Annotated in this window: 14 protein-coding genes; 9 read left to right on the forward strand and 5 right to left on the reverse strand. The window is 72.0% G+C overall.

The window, feature by feature from the left end; all coding sequences use genetic code 11:
* Positions 1-36 precede the first annotated feature (36 nt).
* Positions 37-945 (forward strand): hypothetical protein, encoded by a 909-nt coding sequence (locus ACFWU3_RS10705; RefSeq protein WP_384434248.1) that lies wholly within the window; start codon positions 37-39, stop codon positions 943-945.
* On the opposite strand, the gene ACFWU3_RS10710 is transcribed toward ACFWU3_RS10705, so the two are convergent.
* Positions 858-2,192, reverse strand: coding sequence for an MFS transporter (locus tag ACFWU3_RS10710; RefSeq protein WP_384434250.1), 1,335 nt, complete (start codon positions 2,190-2,192; stop codon positions 858-860). The genes ACFWU3_RS10705 and ACFWU3_RS10710 overlap by 88 nt on opposite strands.
* Before the next feature lie 99 nt (positions 2,193-2,291).
* Here ACFWU3_RS10710 and ACFWU3_RS10715 point away from each other — a divergent pair, with 99 nt between their 5' ends.
* Positions 2,292-3,377, forward strand: coding sequence for a DUF5937 family protein (locus tag ACFWU3_RS10715; RefSeq protein WP_384434253.1), 1,086 nt, complete (start codon positions 2,292-2,294; stop codon positions 3,375-3,377).
* Positions 3,378-3,588: 211 nt separating this feature from the next.
* Here ACFWU3_RS10715 and gcl read toward each other — a convergent pair whose 3' ends face one another.
* A complete protein-coding gene (gene gcl, locus ACFWU3_RS10720) occupies positions 3,589-5,367 on the reverse strand; it encodes a glyoxylate carboligase (protein ID WP_384434256.1) in 1,779 nt (592 codons plus the stop codon).
* A 202-nt stretch (positions 5,368-5,569) separates the two neighbouring features.
* Between gcl and ACFWU3_RS10725 the strand changes: the two genes are divergently transcribed.
* Positions 5,570-6,289, forward strand: coding sequence for a hypothetical protein (locus tag ACFWU3_RS10725; protein ID WP_384434259.1), 720 nt, complete (start codon positions 5,570-5,572; stop codon positions 6,287-6,289).
* Between the two features lie 267 nt (positions 6,290-6,556).
* Here the strand turns inward: ACFWU3_RS10725 and ACFWU3_RS10730 are convergent, their stop codons facing one another.
* Entirely contained in the window at positions 6,557-8,164 is a 1,608-nt protein-coding gene (locus ACFWU3_RS10730) for an AMP-binding protein (RefSeq protein WP_384434262.1), read from the reverse strand.
* Positions 8,161-9,837, reverse strand: coding sequence for an AMP-binding protein (locus ACFWU3_RS10735; protein ID WP_384434265.1), 1,677 nt, complete (start codon positions 9,835-9,837; stop codon positions 8,161-8,163). Before ACFWU3_RS10735 ends, ACFWU3_RS10730 begins: the two co-directional genes overlap by 4 nt.
* Positions 9,838-9,939: 102 nt before the next feature.
* On the opposite strand from ACFWU3_RS10735, the gene ACFWU3_RS10740 reads away from it, so the two are divergent.
* The 6 genes from ACFWU3_RS10740 to lysA all read left to right on the forward strand — a co-directional run bounded on the left by ACFWU3_RS10740 (position 9,940) and on the right by lysA (position 15,206).
* A complete protein-coding gene (locus ACFWU3_RS10740; RefSeq protein ID WP_384434268.1) occupies positions 9,940-10,767 on the forward strand; it encodes a response regulator transcription factor in 828 nt (275 codons plus the stop codon).
* A gap of 105 nt (positions 10,768-10,872) precedes the next feature.
* Entirely contained in the window at positions 10,873-11,628 is a 756-nt protein-coding gene (locus tag ACFWU3_RS10745) for an SDR family oxidoreductase (protein WP_384434271.1), read from the forward strand.
* 123 nt (positions 11,629-11,751) lie between these two features.
* Positions 11,752-12,396, forward strand: a complete 645-nt coding sequence (locus ACFWU3_RS10750) for a LysE family translocator (RefSeq protein WP_384434274.1) — start codon at positions 11,752-11,754, stop codon at positions 12,394-12,396.
* A 214-nt stretch (positions 12,397-12,610) separates the two neighbouring features.
* Positions 12,611-13,141: a chloramphenicol phosphotransferase CPT gene (gene cpt, locus ACFWU3_RS10755; RefSeq protein ID WP_384434277.1), complete on the forward strand. Its 531-nt coding sequence runs from the start codon at positions 12,611-12,613 to the stop codon at positions 13,139-13,141.
* Between the two features lie 268 nt (positions 13,142-13,409).
* Positions 13,410-13,850, forward strand: coding sequence for an SAV_915 family protein (locus ACFWU3_RS10760; protein ID WP_384434280.1), 441 nt, complete (start codon positions 13,410-13,412; stop codon positions 13,848-13,850).
* Between the two features lie 18 nt (positions 13,851-13,868).
* Complete coding sequence (gene lysA / locus ACFWU3_RS10765; protein WP_384434283.1) at positions 13,869-15,206, forward strand: diaminopimelate decarboxylase; 1,338 nt, start codon at positions 13,869-13,871, stop codon at positions 15,204-15,206.
* Between the two features lie 128 nt (positions 15,207-15,334).
* Here the strand turns inward: lysA and ACFWU3_RS10770 are convergent, their stop codons facing one another.
* Entirely contained in the window at positions 15,335-16,471 is a 1,137-nt protein-coding gene (locus tag ACFWU3_RS10770; protein ID WP_384434286.1) for a winged helix DNA-binding domain-containing protein, read from the reverse strand.
* Between the last annotated feature and the right edge of the window lie 215 nt (positions 16,472-16,686).

Raw genomic sequence — 16,686 nt, forward strand, 5'->3', positions numbered from 1 at the left:
CCGGCGCACACCCCGGCCGTACGCCACAATCACCCCATGCCCACGTCGACATTCGCCGCGGTCAACGCCCTCGACGGGCTCCTCGACGAGCTCGGCGTCGGCGAAGCGCGCCGGCGGCAGCTCGACATGGTCCGCGGCGAGCTGGACCGGGCACTCGCCCGCGGCGCACTGCCCGTCGGAGCACGGCGCAGCCTGCGACGCCTCCTCGAAGAGGACGCCATCACCCCGTATCTGCGTCTCGCCGAATCCGGCGCACTGCGGGCCCGCCGCGTCGCGGGCGCCCTCCCGCCCACCTCCGGGCCGACGAACGAGATCCGGCGCCGGTGCGTCGACCTCCTGCGCGAGGCCCACGGGATGCCCGCTCCTCAACTGGGCGGCGGCGAGGTCCCGTTGCGCCCCGTCCCGCGGCAGGCGACGCTCTCGGCGCTGCGCCGGCAGCTCGACGGATACCTCGGCGGCGCCATGTCCCCCGCGCAGACCCGGCTGACGGCCGTGCTCTGTATGGAGCTGGACACCGCCGCGCGCAGCGGCGAGCTGATCGGGCAGCGTCTGACCCATCTGGCGGACGGCAACGCCGCCGTGTACATCGAGCGGCACCCACAGGGCGGGGCCGTCGTCGGCGCGGAGCCGGGTGAGTGGATCGACACCTCACCGCTGACCCGGGCGGCCCTGGAGAGATGGCTGCCGCTGCGTGCGGAACTCGTCCGGCGCACCCACGGCACCAGCAAGCTCTGGGTCTCGCTGTGGATGAACCACGACGGGATCCTCGACGAGGACGGCCGTACGGTACTGCGTCCCGCCGGCATGCCCCTGGAGGAGAACGGCCTCATCACCTCCTACCGCGTCGGCCGTCTGCGCTACGACGGTCTGCGCCCGCTGCTTCCTCTGAAGCTGGAGGCCCTGCGCCGGGCGATCGCCGCGGAACGGGAGCGCACCGCCGCATAGGGGCCGGTGCGCACCCGAGCGCCGCCGCCGTGGATCTCCCGGCCCTGGTCGGCGGCTGACGGAGCGAAAGCGGAGGCGGAGACGAGCGTCGCACCGGCCAGGGTGCCCCAGAGAGCGGCCGGTCCAAGTGGTGCGAGAGCGGTGATGACCGCCGGGGACACAGCGAGACCGAAGCCCGTGGAGAGCTCGAAGCGGGCGAGCGTGCGTCCCATGACATGGGCCGGAGCGAGAGCCGTGACGAACGCGGTGGCGCTGCCGGCGTAGAGGATCTCGCCGAGGGTGCAGACCACCGACACCACGGCGACGGCCGGGGCGCCCCAGCCGTGTCCCAGTGACGTCGCCACCAGGAAGCCCAGATAGGACGCGGTGAGCACCAGCCCCGCGAGCGCCAGCACCGTGCGCCGGGAGTAGCGGGACATCAGGACGGTGAGCGGAACCTGGAGGGTGACCACCAGCACCGTGTTGGCCACGAAGATCGCCGCCGACCACACCGGGGACGCGTGCACCTGGGTCACCAGGACCAACGGGAGCGCGATTTCGGGGACATTGAGGCAGAAGGCGTACACCACGTTGGCCGCGAGCAGCGCCCGCATCCGGGGTGGCGGCCCGTCGTCACCCCCCTCGGGCGGGGCAGCGGCCGGACCGGCGTGCAGACGCACCGACCACGCCAGCGCCGCCGCGGTGAGATACGCGAGCCCGGTCACGGCGGCCAGCGCCTGCAAGGCGGTCGCGCCGCCCGCCAGACATACGGTGGCGAGGAGCGCGCCCACACCCATACCGGCGTTGCGCAGGGCGCGGCCTGCCGCGAGCGCGGTGTCACGTTCCCGGCCGTGGGCGACCGTGGCCACGAGAGCCGCGTGGGCGGCCGGGAATGCCTGGTTGCCGATGCCGAGGAGGAGCGCCGCCGCCGCGAACGGCCAGACGTATCCCGCCGGTGTGGCCAGCAGCAGGACAACACCCAGCACCCGCACCAGCATCGACGCCGCCACGACCGTGCTGCGCGCCCCCCGGTCCAGCCACCGGCCGACCGCGGGCATGCACATCAGGCCCACGACGACACCCCCCGTCATGGCGATGCCGGTGGCGGGCGCCGACAGCCTCAGCACCATCACCCCGTAGAGCAGCAGAAAGGGCCGCAGCAGGCCGGTGCCGAGTGCGTCCACGGCGAGGGCGACCGCATAGCGGGGGCCTCCAGTGGCACGCACGAGGGCGCGGGCGCGAGGCCGGCTCGGGGTGGTGGTTGTCATGGCGCCAACGGTGCGGTCGGCCGCCGGGCTTGCCGTGTCGGTTGACGGACACCGTCAACCGACATCATCACCGGCCATCCGGTCGGTGATGATGAGGCGATGACGTTGAGGATCGACATCGGCGGCCTGCCGTCCGAGCGGCTGCGGTTCGCCGCCTCCCCGCTGGCCGAACTGACCGCGATGCTGCACGTGCTGGCCGAACCCGGGCATCATCCGCAGTTCGCCGGCTGGGCAGCCGATGTCTGGGCCGGGCTGCGTCCGGAGCAGGCCGAGCGGCTCAGGGAGGCCGAGTTCCTCTGGCGTTCCTCACAGGCGGACTTCCTGCTTCCCGCCCGGCCACGGCCCACCCTCGCCGAGGAGTTGGACGACGTGGACCGCATCGACGACGAAACGTATGTGACCGCCGCGCTCGTCACCACGTGCGGCAGCAGCCGGGTCCACTTCGCTGCGCGGTCGCCGCTCACCGACGCGACGGCGCGCGAGCGGGCCCTGGACCTCGCCCAGGCGCGCGGCGCGCTGCAAGAGGCCTTCGCCGAACGGCTGCTCGCGGACCCGGCCGCCGTGCGGGCGCGGGTGCGCCACACCCTCGAACAGTGCGCCGGGGCCTTCTTCGACGCCGCCTGGGCGGGCGTCGCCGTGCAGCTCGCCACCGATCTGCGCGTGAAGAACGATCTGCTGAAGCGCCACGGCATCGGGCCGGCACTCGCATCCGTCTCCGCCGCGGTCACCCTGGCACCGGACGGCGACTGCATCATCGTGGACAAGGTGCAGGACAAGGCGACCTCCGCCCATGGCGCCGGGGTCACCTTCATCCCCAGTGTCTTCGGCCGCCCGCACCTGGTGGCGGTCCACGCGCCCGGGTGGCAGCCGGTGGTGCAGTACCCCGTGGCCGAGCCGACTCCATCCGAGCCGGTATCACTGGAAACGGTCACACTGCGGCTGGAGGCACTCGCCCATCCGGTACGGCTGCGGCTGCTGCGCACCCTGGCCCGCGGCCCGCACACCACCAGTGAACTGGCCCACGCCTGGGAGCTCTCACGCCCGGAGGTCTCCCGCCACCTCGCCGTCCTGCGCCGCGCGGGCCTGCTCACGGCACAGCGGGACGGCCGGTACGTCCGTCACACCCTCGAAGCGGCCGAACTGACGGCGCTGGGCTCCGATCTGCTGGCGGCCGTCCTGCGCTGAGCGGCTGCGCCGGAACGCCGGGCCGCCGTTGTCCTCGCGGCATGGTCCGGCTTCTGTCGGCTGCCCGGCAGCCGGCCAGGGGAAGACAGGCCAAGGGGCTTGTTATCGGATGATCAGGTGAGCGAGGTGTCCGCCAGAGCACCCCGGACAAGGGAAACGGTCCCCGCCCCGGGGTCAGGACCGGGGCGGGGACCGTTGGTGCGAGGGTGGATCAGACCTTCAGGGGCTTGATGGACGTGGGCGCGTGGCCCGGCTCGGTGGCCAGGTCCTCCCACTCGTTCACGCCGTCGATCTGGACGCCCATCGAGATGTTGGTGACGCGCTCCAGGATCGCCTCGACGACCACCGGGACCCGGTACTCCGCCGCCAGCTTCTTGGCCTCCTCGAAGGCCGGCAGCAGCTGGTCCGGCTCGGTGACGCGGATGGCCTTGCAGCCGAGACCCTCGACGACCTTGACATGGTCGACGCCGTAGACGCCCAGCTCCGGGGAGTTGATGTTCTCGAACTCCAGGTTGACCTGGAAGTTGATGTCCAGGTTGCGCTGCGCCTGGCGGATCAGGCCCAGGTAGGCGTTGTTGACCAGGACGTGGACGTACGGGATCCGGTGCTGCGCGCCGACCGCCAGCTCCTCCAGCATGAACTGGAAGTCGTAGTCGCCGGACAGCGCGACCACCGGGGTCTCCGGGTCGGCGGTGGCGACGCCCAGCGCGGCCGGGATCGTCCAGCCGAGCGGGCCCGCCTGGCCGCAGTTGATCCAGTGGCGCGGCTTGTAGACGTGCAGCATCTGCGCGCCCGCGATCTGGGAGAGGCCGATGGTGGTGACGTAGCGCGTCTCGGGGCCGAAGGCCTTGTTCATCTCCTCGTACACGCGCTGCGGCTTCATGGGGACGTTGTCGAAATGCGTACGGCGCTGGAGCGTGGCCTTGCGCTCCTGCGCGGAGGCGGCCCACTCGCTGCGGTCGGGCAGCCTGCCCTCGGCCTTGAGCTCCTTGGCGACCTCGACGAACAACTCCAGCGCCGCGCGGGCGTCGGAGACGATGCCGTAGTCGGGCGCGAAGATCTTGCCGATCTGGGTGGGCTCGATGTCGACGTGGACGAACGTGCGGTCCTTCGTGTAGACGTCGAGGCCGCCGGTGTGGCGGTTGGCCCAGCGGTTGCCGATGCCGATGACGAAGTCCGACTCCAGGAACGTCGCGTTGCCGTAGCGGTGCGAGGTCTGGAGACCGACCATGCCGGCGTTCAGCTCGTGGTCGTCGGCGATGGCGCCCCAGCCCATCAGGGTGGGGATGACGGGCGTGCCGGTCAGCTCGGCGAACTCCACGAGCAGATCGGACGCGTCGGCGTTGATGATGCCGCCGCCGGCGACGATCAGCGGCCGCTCGGAGGCCAGCAGGAGCGACAGCGCCTTCTCGATCTGCGGGCGGCTCGCGAACGGCTTGTAGACCGGCAGCGGTGTGTACGTCTCCGGGTCGAACTCGATCTCGGTCAGCTGGACGTCGATCGGCAGGTCGATGAGGACCGGCCCGGGACGGCCCGACCGCATCAGATGGAAGGCCTGCTGGAAGACGCCGGGGACCTGCGCGGCCTCCAGGACGGTGGTCGCCGCCTTGGTGACCGGCTTGGCGATCGAGGCGATGTCGACGGCCTGGAAGTCCTCCTTGTGGATCACCGCGGTCGGCGCCTGGCCGGTGATGCACAGGATCGGGATCGAGTCGCCGATCGCGGAGTAGAGGCCGGTGATCATGTCGGTACCGGCGGGGCCGGACGTACCGATGCAGACACCGATGTTGCCCGGGTTGGCCCGCGTGTAGCCCTCCGCCATGTGGGAGGCGCCCTCGACGTGGCGGGCGAGCGTGTGGTCGATGCCGCCGCCCTGCTGGAGGGCTTTGTAGAAGGGGTTGATCGCCGCGCCGGGCACGCCGAACGCGTTGGTGACGCCTTCGCGCTTGAGGATCTCAACTGCCGCTCGGGCAGCGGTCATACGAGGCATGGGGTGCTCCTGCTTCGGCCTGGCGGATTCTCGCTCCTCGCGCCCCTCAGAGCTGGATTCCGTAATGCGGAAGAATAGTTCTGCTATATGGAAGCAATGTAGGCGGCGGGCCTGGCGTCGTCAAGGGATGCCCGAAGTCCCTCCCCAAGGCCCCGCTCTTGATGGACGATGGACGGCAGCAGGACAGACCAAGGGGGAAGTGATGGCCGAGCCGGTCCCGGTGCGCTGCCCGTGCTGTCGCCGCGACCACCTGTTCGCCTCACCGGTGTATCCGTGCGCGTGCGGCGCGCCGCTCGCGCCGCCGCTGGTGCGCGCGGCCCCGCCGGAACGCATCACGCACCGCACCTGGACCGACGACTGGGTGACCGTTCGCTGCACGGAGTGCGGACGGCAGGACCAGTGGCCGCAGCCGGAGCTCGGCTGCCCCTGCGGCACCGTGCTGCGCATTCCGGTGCGCCCGGTGAGCACCCCCGTCCCGGCCGGCCGCTCCTTCCCCGAGCCGCCCGCGCGCATACCCCTGCCCCGTGCGGCGACCGTGCCGCGCCCCTCGTTCCGCCCGGTCACCATCCGTACGGCGCGGGACGCGGTGACGGCGGCGACGCGCTATCTCCAGTGGCTGGGCTTCCGCGATGTGGTCCAGCCGGACACCCGGCCCGCGTCCGGCACGGATCTGCGCGCCCAGGGCCTGATCGCCCGGGTCGATCCCTCCACCCGGCCCGCCACCCTGCGCGATGTCGAGTGTCTGTGGCTGAGCGGTATGAGCGCCTCTGCGTCGACCGTCTTCTTCTCGCTCGCGGGATACGAGAACGACGCCAGATCCCGAGCGGACGGCGTCGGCGTCCCGCTGTTCGTCATGGACCTCACGGGCAGTCCGCAACCGGTCAACGGGCCGGCGGACGAGCTGGTCTCCACCGGCGCGTAGGGCCTACGGGCCGTGGACCGGGCGGTCCCGAGCACCCTGGGCGCCCAGGGTGCTCGGTCATCAAGCCCTCGTGCGCATCCCACCCCGGCCACGGCCGCCGAACTCCCCGGTCGACGGTCTCGGCCCGGGCCGAGCAGGTTCCGGCCCACCCGACGGCCGCCCACCGGCGCCTCGGGCGCGGCCTGATCGGCAGTCTCGGCACAGGTGGCTGCCGGGAGCGGTCTCGCCCGCCGGCCGCGGGTGTGGTTGCGCCGGGAGCTGTGAGCCTCAGCTCCGTGCGTACCGCTCGCGCAGTTCGATCTTGCGCACCTTGCCGCTGACGGTCATCGGGAAGCTGTCGAGGATCTCCAGCCGGCGCGGGACCTTGTAGTGCGCCAGGCGCTCGCGGCAGAACGCGGCGATGTCCTCCAGGGCGGGCGGATCGGCCGGGTCGCGGGGGACGACGCAGGCCAGGATCTCCTCGCCGTACTTCTCGTCCGGGACACCGACGACCTGCACGTCCGCGATCTTGGGGTGGCTGTAGAGGAACTCCTCGATCTCGCGCGGATAGACGTTCTCACCGCCCCTGATGATCATGTCTTTGATCCGGCCGACGATCTGGAGACAGCCGTCCTCGCGCATCGTGGCCAGGTCGCCGGTGTGCATCCAGCGTCCGGCGTCGACCGCCTCTGCGGTCTTCTCCGGCTCGTCCCAGTAGCCGAGCATCACGCTGTAGCCGCGGGTGCAGAGCTCGCCCGCCTCGCCGCGCGGCACCGTCACCCCGGTCGCCGGGTCGATCACCTTGACCTCGACATGGGGCAGCACCCGGCCCACGGTGCTCGTGCGGCGCTCCAGGTCGTCGTCGCGGCGGGTCTGGGTGGAGACCGGGGAGGTCTCCGTCATGCCGTAGCAGATCGACACCTCGGCCATGTTCATCTCGGAGACGACCCGCTTCATCACCTCCACCGGGCACGGCGAGCCCGCCATGATGCCGGTGCGCAGGGAGCTCAGGTCGTAGGAGGCGAAGCCGGGGAGGTTCAGCTCCGCGATGAACATCGTCGGCACGCCGTACAACGAGGTGCAGCGCTCGTCCTCGACCGCGCGCAGGGTCGACTCCGGGTCGAAGGAGGGCGCCGGGACGACCATGCACGCGGCGTGCGAGGTGGCCGCGAGGTTCCCCATGACCATGCCGAAACAGTGATAGAAGGGCACCGGGATGCAGACCCGGTCCTCTTCGGTGTAGCCGATCATCTCCCCCACGAAATACCCGTTGTTGAGGATGTTGTGGTGGGACAGCGTCGCGCCCTTGGGGAAGCCCGTGGTGCCCGAGGTGTACTGGATGTTGACCGGGTCGTCGCAGGACAACTCGGCCTCGCGCGCGGCCAGTTGCTCGTCCGAGACGGCCGGGGCCGCGTCGGCCAGCTCATCCCAGGAGCTGTCGCCGATGTAGTGGACGGAGCGCAGGCCGGGACAGTTCGCCCGTACCTGCTCGACGAGCGCCCGGTAGTCGCTGCTCTTGTGGCGCTGGGAGGCGCACAGCACCGAGACCCCCGCCTGCCGGAGGACGAACTCCAGCTCGTGCGCCCGGTACGCCGGGTTGATGTTCACCATGATCGCGCCGATGCGGGCGGTGGCGTACTGCACGAGCACCCACTCCGCGCAGTTCACCGCCCAGATCCCGACCCGGTCGCCCTTGGCGACGCCGACGCCCATAAACCCGCGGGCCAGCCGGTCGACCGCCGCGCCGAACTCGGCGTACGTCCAGCGACGACCGGATGCCACGTCGACGAGGGCGTCGCGGCCCGGGTACGCGGCGACCGCCCGGTCGAGGTTCTGCCCGATGGTGTCGCCGAGCAGTGCCGTGGTGCCCGTGCCGTGGGCGTAGGAGAGGCTCATCGCAGGTCTCCCTCGGTGTACTCGGCGGACGAACCCTCGGCCGTACGCTCGCGCAGCTCGATCCGGCGGATCTTGCCGGAGACCGTCTTCGGCAGCTCGGCGAACTCGAGGCGGCGGATGCGCTTGTACGGGGCGAGCACCGCACGCGAGTGCTCGAAGATCAGTTTCGCGGTGTCCGGCCCGGGTTCCCAGCCCTCGGCGAGCACCACGTACGCCTTGGGGACCGCGAGCCGCAGCGGATCCGGGGCGGGCACGACGGCCGCCTCGGCCACCGCCTCGTGCTCCAGCAGCGCGCTCTCCAGCTCGAACGGCGAGATCTTGTAGTCGGACGCCTTGAAAACGTCGTCGGAGCGGCCGATGTAGGTGATGTATCCGTCCCCGTCGCGCGCGCCGATGTCGCCGGTGCGGTAGAAGCCGCCCGCCATCGACTCGTCCGTACGCTCCTGGTCACCGTGGTATCCGGTCATCAGGCCGACGGGCAGGGCCGACAGGTCGAGCGCGATCTCGCCCTCCTCGGCGCCGGGTTCACCGGTGGACGGGTCGAGCAGTTCGACCCGGTAGCCGGGGCACGGCCGGCCCATGGAACCGGCCTTCAGCAGCTGGCCGGGGCTGTTGGCGACCTGCACGGCGGTCTCCGTCTGCCCGAAGCCGTCCCGGATCGTCACGCCCCACTCGCGCCGTACCGTCTCGATGACCTCCGGGTTCAGCGGCTCCCCCGCCGCGACGACCTCCCGCGGCCGGGTCCGCAACTGGCCGAGGTCCGCCTGGATCAGCATGCGCCACACAGTGGGCGGCGCGCAGAAGCTGGTCACCCCGGCGCGGTCCATCTCCGCCATCAGACGGCCCGCGTCGAAGCGCGTGTAGTTGTGGATGAAGACGGTCGCCTCGGCGTTCCAGGGAGCGAAGAGGTTGGACCAGGCGTGCTTGGCCCAGCCGGGCGAGGAGATGTTCAGATGCACGTCGCCGGGCTTCAGGCCGATCCAGTACATCGTGGTGAGATGCCCGATCGGATACGACACATGGGTGTGCTCGACGAGCTTGGGCCGGGCGGTCGTGCCGGAGGTGAAGTACAGCATCAGCGGGTCGTCGGAGCGGGTGATCCCCTCGGGTGCGAAGCCGGGGTCGGCGTCGTACGCCTCGGCGTACGGGAGCCAGCCCGCCGTCTCCTCGCCGACCGCGATCCGGGTGTAGTCGCCGGGCACCTCGGCGAACTTGCCGGTGTCCTCGGACCGTACGAGCACGTGCGAGGCCCGGCCGCGCTCGATGCGGTCGCGCAGATCGACCGGACCGAGCAGCGGGGTGGCGGGGATGACGACGGCACGCAGCTTCATGGCTGCCAGCGCGGTCTCCCACAGCTCGTGCTGATTGCCGAGCATGACGACGATGCGGTCGCCGGGTCCGACGCCCTGCGCGCGCAGCCAGTTCGCGGCCCGGTTCGAGCGCTCGGACATCTCGGCGAACGAGATCCGGGTCTCGGTGCCGTCCTCGTCGACGATGTGCAGCGCCGTGGCGTCGTTGCCCTCGGCGATCACGTCGAACCAGTCGAGGGCCCAGTTGAACCGCTCGGGGCGCGGCCAGACGAAGCCCTGGTAGGCCGTCGTGTAGTCGTCCCGGTACCGCAGCAGGAAGTCCCGTGCCGCCCGGAACTCCTCCGTCGCGCCGCTTGCCGCCATGTGTCCTCCTCGTTGCCACACCACTGCGTAGCATCGTGTAATCAGTGACCCAGGTCTCACTACCCCCTTTCGGGGGTGACCCGCCGCCGAGGGAGATGAGCAGTGTCCGAGCCTGCCGACGCGGTCGAGGTGCGAGCGGCGCTGCTGCGGCTGCGCCGGACGAGCGGGCTGCCCATCGCGTTCGGCGGTCTGCTGCACGACAGCCGCCAGCTGCGGATAGCCGAACTGAGCGGGGCGCAGACCGGTGCGCTGCGCGGGCTGGCGATCTGCGCGGGCAACGGTCTCGGCGGAAAGTCCATGGCGCTGTCCCGGCCGTGCGCGGTGACCGACTACCGCGAGGCCCGCCACATCAGTCATGAGTACGACGCGGCGGTCTCCACCGAGGGGCTGCGCTCGGTGCTCGCGGTGCCGGTCGTCGTACGCCGCAAGGTGCGCGGCGTCCTGTACGGCGCCCTGCGCCGGCCGGTGCCGCTGGGCGACCGGACCTTCGACGCCGCCGTGGCAGCGGCCCGGGACGTGGAGCAGACCCTGGTCGTACGGGACGAGGTGCGGGAACTGCTGGCCGTGGCACGGGAGCCGGCGGCGGGCGGTGGGTCGTGGGAGGAGGTCCGCGAGGCGCACGGCCAGTTGCGGGCGCTGGCACCGCGGGTCGTCGACCCGTCGCTGCGCGCGTCGCTGCTGGAGGTCTGCGGCAGGCTGGCGGCAGCCACGGGCGGCCGGTCCGCGGCCCCCGCGATCGCCCTGGCGCCCCGCGAGCTGGACGTGCTGGCGTGTGTGGCCACGGGCGCGACCAACGCCGGCGCGGCGGAGCGGCTGGGTCTGAAACAGGAGACGGTGAAGGGGTATCTGCGGGCCGCGATGCGGAAGCTGGGTGCGCACACCCGGACGGAGGCGGTGGTGGCGGCGCGCCGTGCGGGTCTGCTGCCGTGAGGTGATCCGCCGGGGCCTCGGGGCAGGCACGAGCGTCGCGGGTCCGGGCCGCGTGGGTCCCGGCCCCGCGGGTAGGAGCGGTGCGAGCACGACCGAGGAGTGGCGATGAGCGGGCTGTTCTCACTGGAAGGACGTACGGCGCTGGTGACGGGCGCCCGTTCCGGCATCGGCCGGGCGATCGCCCTGGGGCTGGCGGAGGCGGGAGCCGATCTGGTGCTCGCCGGCCGCGGCGGGCCGCTGGAGGAGACCGAGAAGGCGGTGCGCGCCCTCGGCCGCGACGCCGAGACGCTGGTGCTCGATCTGGCCGTACCGAGCGCGATCCCGTCCACGGTGCGGGAGTTGCTGGACCGGCGGCCCGTCGACATCCTCGTCAACAACGCGGGCGCGATCCACCGATCACCGGCCGAACACACCGCCTACGAGGAGTGGCGCGGTGTCCTCGCGGTCAATCTCGACGCCGTGTTCCTGCTCTGCCGGGAGATCGGCACGGCGATGGCGGCCCGCGGCAGCGGGAAGATCGTCAACGTGGCGTCACTGCTGTCGTTCCAGGGCGGTGTCGGGGTGCCGTCGTACGCCGCGAGCAAGCACGCGGTCGCCGGTCTGACCAAGGCGCTGGCCACCGAATGGGGCCCGCGCGGGGTGCAGGTCAACGCGGTCGCGCCGGGCTACATCGCCACCGGTTTCACCGAGTCCCTGCGTGAGGACGCTGAGCGGAACACGGAGATCCTCGGCCGCATCCCGGCCGGCCGGTGGGGCAGCCCGGAGGACCTCGCGGGCAGCGTCGTCTTCCTCTCCTCGTCGGCGGCGGACTACGTGAACGGGCATGTGCTGGTCGTGGACGGCGGCTGGATGGCACGGTGAGCCGGGCGCGGGCCGGTGACCCACCGCCGCGCCGGTGACGCGTCGGTCCGTGGTCGGGGTCACAGCAGAGGGGCGGCTCCCGGCCCTGGAGGCGCTTCCTCGACGTCGGGTTGAATGACGCCCATGGTGTCGACCGAACGCTTCCTCGCCTTTGCCGCGATGTCCCTCCTCGTGATCGTGATTCCCGGCCCGAGCGTGCTGTTCGTGATCGGGCGGGCGCTGGCGCACGGGCGCCGTACCGCGGTCGCCACGGCCCTGGGCAATGTCGTCGGCTCGTACGCGCTGGTGGTCTTCGTCGCCCTGGGCGTCGGCTCGCTCGTCGAACGGTCCGTCCTCGTGTTCATGGCGGTGAAGCTGGCCGGCGCGGCCTACCTCATTCACCTCGGCGTCCAGGCGTTCCGGCACCGCAAGGACATGAAGGCCTCCGACATGTCGGCACCCGCCGGGCCTGCCCGCAGCGATGTGAGGACCGTCGTGGACGGCGTCCTCGTCGGCGTCACCAACCCGAAGGGCATCGTCTTCTTCGCCGCAGTGCTGCCGCAGTTCGTGGACCACTCGGCGGGCAGCCTGCCCGCACAGATGCTGCTCCTGGGACTGGTCCCGATCTGCATCGGCCTGGTCACCGACACGCTGTGGGGTCTGGGCGCCGCCGCGGCCCGCGGCTGGTTCGCCCGCTCGGAACGGCGGCTGTCGATGGTGGGCGGCGCGGGCGGGTTCGCGATGATCGGGCTGGGTGTGACGGTGGCGGCGACGGGCCGCGCGGACTGACGCAGGCGTGTCCGGGGGCCGCGCGGACCGACCGGGACGGAATCCGGGGCCGTACTGCATCCGGGAGCCGCGGACTGACGGAGACCGTGCCCGGGGCCGCCCGGACGGACGGTGGCGGCGAGCGGGCCGCGTGATCGGGAAAGGCCCGTCACCGCCCCCGGCCCGTCCCCGATATCCCCTTTGACCGTCGCGCCGGCGCCCCTACGGTGGCGCGATGACTCGGTTGATTTTTCTCAACGGTGGCTCCAGCTCGGGGAAGTCGGGCATCGCCCGCTGCCTCCAGGCGGTCCTGCCGGATCCCTGGCTGGTCCTCGGGGTCGACACACTGGTCGACGCGATGCCCGCGTCCCTGCGGACGTCCGGCGCGGGGATCGACTTCGCCCCGGACGGCGCGGTGCACGTCGGGGAAGCGTTCCGGGCCGTGGAAGCGGCGTGGATCGAGGGCGTCGTCGCGATGGCGCGGGCGGGCGCCCGGGTCGTCGTCGACGAGGTGTTCCTCGGCGGAGCGGCGTCGCAGCGACGGTGGCAGCGGGCCGCGGGAGACCTGCCCGTGCTGTGGGTCGGTGTCCGGTGCGAGAGCACGGTCGCGGCGGGTCGTGAGGTGGCGCGGGGCGACCGGATCGCCGGGATGGCCTCGGCGCAGGCGGAGGTGGTCCACGCGGGCGTCCGCTACGACCTGGAGGTGGACACGACGCGCACCGAGTCCCTCCAGTGCGCACGGGCCATCGCCGCTCGGGTGGGATGAGGGGGCGTCACCGCTGCGGATGAGGGCCGTCACCGCTGCGGATGGGGGCCGTCACCGCTCGGGTGATACCGGTCGGGTGAGGTCCGGCAGTGGCTGTCCGCATCTCTCACCGTGACACCCGGTGAGCGCCTCCGGTCACCCCGCCAAGGACGCGTCAAAGAGCGGCTCCGCACGATCAGCAGCGCGTCAGGGAACCGCCGTTCCGTGTCCGGGCGGGCATAGCTTCGAGGGGTCAGGAAAGCGCTCGACTCCCCCAGCGGAGGACATGATGAACACCCTCACCCGTGAGGACGCGGACACCGCCGACCCCGACGAACGCCGCCCGGCAGGGCCGCTCTATGTGCCGGTTCGGCTCGGCTCTGCCGGAGGACACCAGTTGCGTTTCGTGCGCAACCCGCTCGGCGTACGCACCGCGGTCGGCTTCACCAGCAGGGAACGGCTCCTCGCCGTCCTCGGCGAGGAGCAGCAGTGGATCCGCCTCGCGGAGCCCGCGCTGCGCGCGCTCGCCGAACCGCTGGGCGTCACGCTCGTGACGGTCGACCCCCAGCTCTCCGCACCGGCGCCCCGGCGGGCGCCCGCTCCCCCCGCTGTCCAGCCCTGCCCCCGCCGCGGCGGCTGGGACCCCGACGCGGTCGGAGTGCTCCGGGTGACCGGGGCGACCGCGTTCGTGTGGACCGCCGTCACCGCCGTCCACGCTTTCCTGAACTGATCCACTGGAGGTGTACGGATGACTGCCATCCCCGCAGTACCGGTCTCGATACCCGAACTCGCCGCACCCTCGGTGTGGCCCGTGTCCGCCGTCTCCGCACCGGGGGGCGACGTGGCCGTCGGCGGAGTCCCGCTCACCGAGATCGCCGAACGGTACGGCACCCCGGCCTACGTTCTCGACGAGGACGAGGTCCGCTCCCGGGCCCGTGCGTGGCTGCGTGCCCTGCCCGACGCCGAAGTGGTCTACGCGGCCAAGGCGTTCGTGTGCCGTGCCGTCGTCGACTGGATGGAGCAGGAGGGCCTCGGCCTGGACGTCTGTTCCGCGGGCGAGTTGGAGCTGGCCGCGGTCCGCGGCTTCCCCGCGGACCGGATCGTGCTGCACGGCAACGCCAAGTCGCCCGAGGACCTGCGCACCGCGCTGCGGCTCGGCGTCGGCCGGATCGTGATCGACTCGGACTGCGAGATAGCCCGGCTCGCCGCCCAGGTGACGGGGCCCGGGGCGCAGCAGGTGATGGTGCGCGTGCTGCCCGGTATCGAGGCCGGCGCCCACGCGAAGATCCGTACGGGCGCGGAGGGGCAGAAGTTCGGCCTGTCCATCGCCGACGGCGACGCCGAGGACGCGATCGCCCGTATCCTCGGTCAGCCGCGGCTCGAACTGACCGGTCTGCACAGCCATCTGGGCTCGCAGATCGCCTCCCCGGAGCCGTACGCGCAGAATGTGCGGCGGGTGGTCGCCTTCATGGCCCGCATCCGCGAGCGTCATGGGATCACCCTTCCCGAGCTCGACCTCGGCGGCGGCTTCGCCGTGGCGTATCTGCCGGGAGACCCGGCGCCTGCCCCGGCGGCGTACGGCCGTCGGATCAACGACGAACTGGTCCGCAGCTGTGCGGAGTTCGACTATCCGCTGCCCCGGCTCACGGTGGAGCCCGGCCGCTCGATCATGGCTCCCGCGGGCATCGCCCTCTACCGGGTGCTGGCGGTCAAGCGGACCGGCGGGCAGGTGTTCGTGGCCGTCGACGGCGGAATGAGCGACAACCCCAGACCGGCGCTGTACGGGGCGCGGTACACCGTCCGTCTGGTGGGGCGCGCGTCGGCCGCACCGATGCGCGCGACGACGGTGGTCGGCCGGCACTGCGAGGCGGGCGACGTGCTCGCGGAGGCGGTGGAACTGCCGGAGGACGTACGGCCCGGGGACGTCCTGGCCGTACCGGCGTCGGGGGCGTACCAGGTGTCGATGGCCTCGGGCTACAACATGACGGGGCGGCCGCCGGTGGTGGCCGTGTCGGGTGGACGGTCGCGGCTACTGGTGCGCCGGGAGACGTTCGACGACCACCGCGGCCGGGACATCGGACTCTGAGCAGGACGTCCTGAGGGAAGGCCGGCCTCTGGCCAGGACGTCCTGAGGGGGAACCGCCCTCTGACCGGACTCACCGAGCGGGGAGGCGGCCTCTGACCGGACTCGCCGAGCGGGGAGGCGGGCTCCGATCACGACGTACCGAGAACGTCCCCGAAGCGGATGTCGTGCGCGGTGGCCGTGGACAGGGTGGAGAGCATCGACTCCCCCTCCGCGGCCACCGCGTCGCGCTGCGCGCGGCTGAGTTTCCCGAAGGCCTGGATCGTCAGGCTCACCGTGTCCTTCTCCTCCACCGACCGCCAGATCCCGGCGAGGAAGCCGTCCACGAGCAGCGTGGAGTACGCCTGGTTGCCGCGCCAGGTCAGGCTTCTGTGGTCGTCGGCCACCACACGGCTGCGGTCGGCGTGCGAGAGCAGCAGATTGTCGAACTCGGGCAGGAAGCGGGGCGGGGCGGGGGTGTCCTCGTCCGGCCGGGGCGCGTCCGGGAGGTCGAACAGCTCCACGCCCTTCTCGTCCCGGAAGACGACGAGGCCGGGCCGCAGCCGCTCGAAGACCTGCCGCATCCGGGTCAGGCCGCACCACGTCTGCATGTCCTTGACCGACGCGGGCCCGAAAGCGGCCAGATACCGCCGTACGACCTCGTCGGCGGACGCCGCGGGCGACGCCTCCCGGTCGAACCACCGCTCGGCCGTCGTCAGCACGACCTGGCCGCTGCGGCCCCACTCGCCGCGCGGCGTGATCTGCACCAGGGGCAGCACACAGCGGGCGGCGACCGACAGGGAGAGGGGATCGGCCTCCGGCCACTCCTTCAGCAGCTCCTCGCGAAGTTGCCCCAGGGTCCGCGGCTCCTCCTCGACCACCTCGCGGGCTACGGTGCGGAGCCGGTCGGGATCGACCCCGTCCAGCCCACCGCGGGACTGGAACATCCTCAGCTCCCGGTCGGGGCCGCCGGCCTGGGCGAACGGCCGCAGGCTGAGGCAGTCGTCCGCGGAGTGCGTGTGGATGGTGGAGCGCAGGGTCACCAGGCGCGCGACCTCGCGGGACGCCATCAGCGCGGAGAGCTCCTCGGGGCGGAAGCCGTCGAGCCGCGCGGCAAGGGCGTAGTACGGCGGCTTCACGTTCTGCGCCTGAAGGCCGACGAGGTGCTCGACGGCGCCCTTGACGGACATTACCGACCGGGGAGCCCGGCGCAGCAGGTGTTGACGTTCGAGGGTGGCGCGGTTGAGGGCGCGCCTGCCGATCACGGGATGCGTCGTCTTCGGGGCCATGGACCACACGCTACTCAGACTTGCGGACACCTTCCGTCCTCAAGGGCGTGGCGGTGCTGGTGTGGTGCCGCGCCCGGGGACACTCCCCCGGGCGCCGGCCCGCCCCCCGGACGTACGGGCTGGCCGTGCGACCGGGGAATACAGCACCCCGGGCCCGGGGGCCCCCAAGAGCCCGCGCCCCCCCCCCCCCCCGGGGGTGCGTACGGCCGGGGTCG

The sequence above is a fragment of the Streptomyces sp. NPDC058685 genome (assembly GCF_042714725.1).
GTDB lineage: Bacteria > Actinomycetota > Actinomycetes > Streptomycetales > Streptomycetaceae > Streptomyces.